Here is a 5336-nt window from a genome sequence, read left to right as displayed (position 1 = left end):
CGTCGGACGCTTCCAACTATGTGTCCGGCCAGATCATCTATGCCGACGGCGGCATGATCTCGGTGCTCTGATGATCGCGATTACCCTTCATCCACCCCATGATCTCCGGATCGAACCGCTGGCAGCGCCCCCGGCTCCGGGGACGAACGAGGTGGTCGTGGCCGTCAGTCACGGGGGGATCTGCGGCTCGGACCTGCATTACTTTCACCATGGCGGGTTTGGATCCGTCCGCGTCCGTGAGGCAATGGCTCTCGGTCACGAGGTGAGTGGCGTCATCCAGGCTATCGGGGATCAGGTCGAAGATCTCGCGCCGGGGGACCGGGTGGCCGTCAATCCGTCGCGTCCCTGCGACCGCTGTTCGTATTGTCAGAAGGGACAACGAAACCTGTGCAGCGACATGCGCTTCAACGGGTCCGCCATGCGCAGCCCGCATGAGCAGGGCCTGTTCCGGAGCCTTTTGCTGGTGCCTGCGGAACAGGTGATCCCGCTTTCGGCGAACACCGATCTCGCAAAAGCTGCTCTGACCGAGCCCTTGGCGGTTTGTCTGCATGCTGTCGCGCAAGTAGACACGGTCGTTGGACGGAAAGTTCTCGTGTCGGGTGCCGGACCGATCGGCTGCCTTGCCATAGCCGCAGCTCGCCATGCGGGCGCTGGCCAGATTATCGCCACGGACATCGCAGCAGGACCGTTGACCATCGCCGAGACGATGGGCGCGGACACGGGCCTCAACCTTTCCGATCAGCCCGACGCGCTGGCCGCTTATCGCGAGGGGCGGGGGCATTTTGATCTGGTGATCGAATGCTCAGGTGCCGAGGCTGCGTTGCGCGCGGGGTGCGAGGTTCTGCGCCCACGGGGCACCTTGATCGCTCTCGGGCTGGGAGCAGAGCCCGCCGTGCCGATGGCGCTGATCGTGACCAAGGAGTTGCGGCTCTTGGGCAGCTTCCGGTTTGACGCCGAATTCGCGCGAGCAGCACAGCTGATTGCCGAAGGACACATCGATGTCGGGCCGCTGATCACCGCGGTCTTTCCCGCCGAAGAGGCCGCCGATGCCTTCGCAGTGGCCTCCGATCGGAGCCGCTCGATGAAGGTCCAGCTTGATTTTGGTGCCGGGACGGATCCCGGCGCCTGACACCCGTTTGTTTTTCATGGGAGGAGAACACAATGATGATGAGTGTATTGTACCGGTCGGTCACGGCCCTGGCCCTTATGGCTGGAGCCGCTTCAGCACAGGAGCACAGCTTCCGCTTTCAGTCGTCGGATCCGGCGGGCAACCCCAACTTCATCTTCCAGCAGGAATGGACAAAGACGGTCAACGAGATGACCGATGGGCGCGTCGCGATCGAGCTTCTGCCTGTGGGCTCCATCGTGGACTATCGCGAAACGCAGGATGCCGTCGGGGCCGGGCTGCTGGACGGGCATATCACCGACACCTCGTATTTTGCCGGGCGTGACCCCGCCTTTGGCCTCATTGCCAATCCCGTCGGGGCCTGGGCCTCGCCCGAGCAGATGATCGATTTCGTCGAGAACGGCGGCGGCAAGGAGCTGATGAACGAGCTGAACAATCAGTTCGGCATGCAGTTCATTGGTGTCTCGACGCCGGGCCTCGAGGCGTTCGTGTCTCGCGTGCCGATTGAAACGGTCGAGGACCTGCAGGGCGTCAAGGTCCGTTCGCCCGAAGGCCTGATTGCCAACGTCTTCCAGGCCGCCGGGGCTGCACCGGTCAACCTGCCCGCCTCGGAGGTGTTCACCTCGCTCGACAAGGGAGTCATCGACGCGGCCGATTACTCGGTGTTTTCGGTCAACCAGGAACTGGGCATGAATGATATTGCCCCCCATCCTGTTTATCCAGGGTTTCCACTCGCTGCCCTTGGTCGAAGTCTCGATGAACAAGGCGAAATGGGACGCGCTGCCGGGGGATCTGCAGGAGATCCTGACAGCCTCCGTCAAGGTCTTCCAGGAAAACCAGGTCAACACCCTGATGGAGCGCGATCTGGAGGCGGTTGAAGCGGCCCGCGCAGCCGGCACGATCACCATTCACAACTGGTCCGACGAGGAGCGCGCCAAGTTCCGCACGATTGCACGCGGGGAGTGGGAAAAAATGGCGGCGCAGTCGCCCATGGCGCAAAAGGTCTATGACACGCTGACGGCGCATCTGCGCGAGCGTGGCCTGCTGGAATAACGCCAGCAACCAACGTCTGATCTGCAAGGCGGGGCAGGATGTCCTGGTCCCGCCTGTCCCTCTTCCCACATTGAGGAGAAGCCGATGGAGCCTTCCGGCACACGTGGCAGCGCGCCGACGTCCGAAGAGCATGGCCTGCCTGAGACACACCTTCACGGTGGTCTGGCCAAAGCCATTCCCGAAGCCGGGCTGTTGGGCAGGTGGATCTTCCGGGGCGGTTACCTTTTCGCGGCCGGGTTGGTGGTGGCGGCGTTTATCCTCCTGGTCGAGGTTTTCCTGCGCTATGTGCTGAATGCCCCCACCCGTTGGGCGCATGAGGCCACAACCACCCTCTGCGCGCTGGCCTTCCTTTACGGCGGGCTGTTCTGCGCGTCGCGCAACACGCATATCCGGGTGGTGCTGATCTATGATCTTCTGGGAGGGCGCGCGCGTCGTGGCCTGGAGGTCGTCATTGCCGCCGTGTCGGCACTGGCGTCCGCGATGTTTGCCTATGCTGCATGGACCATGGCCGGACGTGCCTTGTTCACGCCCGCTGGAGAGTTCCGTCCCGAGCGTTCCGGATCATCCTGGAACCCTCCGACCCCTGCGCTGATCAAGACCTTTCTGCTGATCGTCATGGTTCTTCTCACGCTGCAGTTCCTGATCATGGCGATCAACCACATGCGCCGCTTTTTGAAAGGAGATCCGCTGTGAACGCAGCTCTGGATCTTGCCTCCATCGGCATCGGGACCTCGACCATCCTGATGTTCGGCCTGCTGGTGGCGCTGCTGCTGACAGGTTTGCCCTTGGCCCTGGTGACGCTTCTGGTGGCGCTCAGCTTCGCGCTGCTGGGCTATGGCACGATGGCCGTGCCGTTGATCGCGTCGCGCATCTACACCTTTGTCGACAGCTTTGTCTTCGTGTCGGTGCCGATGTTCGTCCTCATGGCGGCCTTGCTGGACCGCTCCGGCATCGCGCGGGACCTGTTCGACGCGATGAAACTGGTGGGGCGTCGGATCCGCGGTGGTGTTGCCGTTCAGACCATCTTTGTGGCCGTCATCCTCGCCGCCATGTCCGGCATCATCGGAGGCGAGATCGTCCTTCTGGGCCTGATCGCACTGCCGCAGATGTTGCGGCTTGGCTATGACCGCAAGTTGGCGATCGGGGTCGTGTGTGCTGGCGGATCCTTGGGATCCATGGTTCCGCCGTCAATTGTTCTGATCATCTACGGCCTGACCGCGAATGTCTCGATCGGGGATCTGTTCACCGCCGCCTTCGTGCCGGGCTTCATGCTGGCCGGCCTTTATGTCATCTATATCCTGGTGCGGGCCTACACCTCGGACAGCATGGCGCCGCTGCCCGATCTGACGCCCATTCCTCGTGCTGAGAAGCTGCGGCTGCTGAAAGGGCTCGCGCTTCCCCTGCTGGTGGTTTTTGTGGTCTTGGGGTCGATCTACGGCGGGATTGCGTCCGTCACCGAAGCCTCGGCTGTCGGCGTGGCGGGGGTCCTGGTCTCAACCGTGCTGCGCGGCGAGTTCAGCATGGCGATGTTGCGCGACTCTGCCATGCAGACCTTGGCAACGGTGGGCATGATCGTCTGGATTGGGATTGGCGCTACGGCGCTGGTCGGCGTCTACAACCTGATGGGCGGGATCCATTTCGTGTCTGGCCTGATCATCGGTGTCTCCGACAACCCAACCGTCATTGTTCTTCTGATGATGCTGATCCTGTTCGTGCTGGGTGCGTTCCTGGATTGGGTGGGCATCGCGCTTCTGACGATGCCGATTTTCGTGCCGATCATCAAAACGCTGGGTCTCGATCCGGTGTGGTTTGGCGTTGTGTTTTGCATGAACATGCAGATCAGCTTCCTCACCCCGCCGTTTGGACCGGCCGCCTTTTATCTGAAGTCGGTCACGCCGCCTGACATCTCCCTGGGAGAGATCTTCAGTGCGCTGCTGCCATTTATTGCGCTTCAGATCCTGGGAGTGGCCCTGTTGATCGCGTTCCCGCAGATCGCCGTCTACTGACCTCATGAAAAGGGCTGTCACCATGCCGCAAGCCTATGTCGAGCACGTTGCGCTCTTTGTCTCGGATTTCCAGCCGCATCTGGCCTTCTTCCGGGAGGTCCTGGGAATGGACGTCAACCGAACCGCCGGTCCTGAAGAAAATCCTCGCAGCATCTGGCTCGAGGGTGGCATCCAGCTGCTTCTGTGGCCGGAGCAGGAGGGGGTCGAGGGCCGTCTGGCTCATCTGGGGATCATGGTCGAAGACTTGCCGGAAGCCATAGAACGAGCACGAGCCGCAGGTGCCCGGTCTCTTCCGGCAGGCAACAACTGGCTTTCGCTTCCCGATGGCCTGCAGATCGAGTTGATGCAGGCGCAAAACGGGGCCGTCAGCGCCGCCAGAGCCATACGTCCCCGCTGATATGGTACTTGCGGCAGGATCTGTCGCAAACTGTATGACGTGAACCAAACGGTCAGCAATTTCTCTCGACTTCTTCAATCCTCTGCCGCCGGTCCAGTCCATAGGCTGCACCAGGCAGAAGGAGGCTGACCACTGCGACCGTCATTGAGCTTTCGTTGATGATGCCATAGACGGCGCCGACCAATGCAACGGTTCTAATGACCAGATAGCCCGACCATAGCTTGCGAAAGGCGATCCTTGCCATTCTGAGCGCCAGCCAGAAGCTGAGCACGGCGTTTCCGATGAGCCACAGAGGACTCCAAGCGCCCAAGGTGGTCTTGACCGGCGCAGGCAGCCAGACCTGCCCGAAGCCCACGGCAGGAGACAGCGCATCACAGGCGAGATGGACGCTGAGGGCAATGAAAGCGCCGGCAGCGGGCGCGGCACCCAAGCTGTGCCGAAGCAGCAGAAGAAGAAGCGCCGGCAGCACGCAATGGGTCACGATCGGCCGGTGGTGCAGGATGGACAGCAGGGCCAGATCAAGATCCGGGACCCAGAGAATAAAATAGCTGCACAGAACGAACAGGATGAGGCTCGCGGTTGTCGAAGGGACCCTGCTTATCTCACGGTACCAAAAGTAAAAATTCCTTCTACCTAACAGTTATTCCATCTTTGTCCTTGGTGCCCATCAGATCTCGGAAGCGATGGCCTTGCGGCTTCGGGAACCTAGACCTCGGACGAGTGGCAGGCGTGGCTGGAGGGCATTCCGGCGTGC

5 protein-coding genes and 1 pseudogene are annotated in these 5336 nt (G+C 61.6%); 5 read left to right on the top strand and 1 reads right to left on the bottom strand.

Annotation, left to right across the window (positions count from 1 at the left end):
- The first annotated feature begins 70 nt into the window (after window positions 1-70).
- From ACLHHB_RS05955 to ACLHHB_RS05935, 5 genes and pseudogenes are all read left to right on the top strand, one after another.
- Window positions 71-1129 (top strand): L-idonate 5-dehydrogenase, encoded by a 1059-nt coding sequence (locus tag ACLHHB_RS05955; RefSeq protein WP_410217362.1) that lies wholly within the window; start codon window positions 71-73, stop codon window positions 1127-1129.
- Window positions 1130-1164: 35 nt separating this feature from the next.
- A pseudogene (locus ACLHHB_RS05950) lies at window positions 1165-2179 on the top strand (TRAP transporter substrate-binding protein).
- Window positions 2180-2263: 84 nt separating this feature from the next.
- A complete protein-coding gene (locus tag ACLHHB_RS05945; protein ID WP_410217361.1) occupies window positions 2264-2872 on the top strand; it encodes a TRAP transporter small permease subunit in 609 nt (202 codons plus the stop codon).
- Window positions 2873-2922: 50 nt separating this feature from the next.
- Window positions 2923-4185, top strand: coding sequence for a TRAP transporter large permease subunit (locus tag ACLHHB_RS05940; protein ID WP_410217363.1), 1263 nt, complete (start codon window positions 2923-2925; stop codon window positions 4183-4185).
- A 22-nt stretch (window positions 4186-4207) separates the two neighbouring features.
- Complete coding sequence (locus ACLHHB_RS05935; RefSeq protein WP_410217360.1) at window positions 4208-4582, top strand: VOC family protein; 375 nt, start codon at window positions 4208-4210, stop codon at window positions 4580-4582.
- A gap of 52 nt (window positions 4583-4634) precedes the next feature.
- Here the strand turns inward: ACLHHB_RS05935 and ACLHHB_RS05930 are convergent, their stop codons facing one another.
- Window positions 4635-5063, bottom strand: coding sequence for a hypothetical protein (locus ACLHHB_RS05930; RefSeq protein ID WP_410217359.1), 429 nt, complete (start codon window positions 5061-5063; stop codon window positions 4635-4637).
- Between the last annotated feature and the right edge of the window lie 273 nt (window positions 5064-5336).

This window comes from Paracoccus sp. (in: a-proteobacteria), assembly GCF_046462195.1.
Classification (GTDB): Bacteria; Pseudomonadota; Alphaproteobacteria; order Rhodobacterales; family Rhodobacteraceae; genus Paracoccus.
This window is presented reverse-complemented; position numbering and strand designations above follow the sequence as displayed.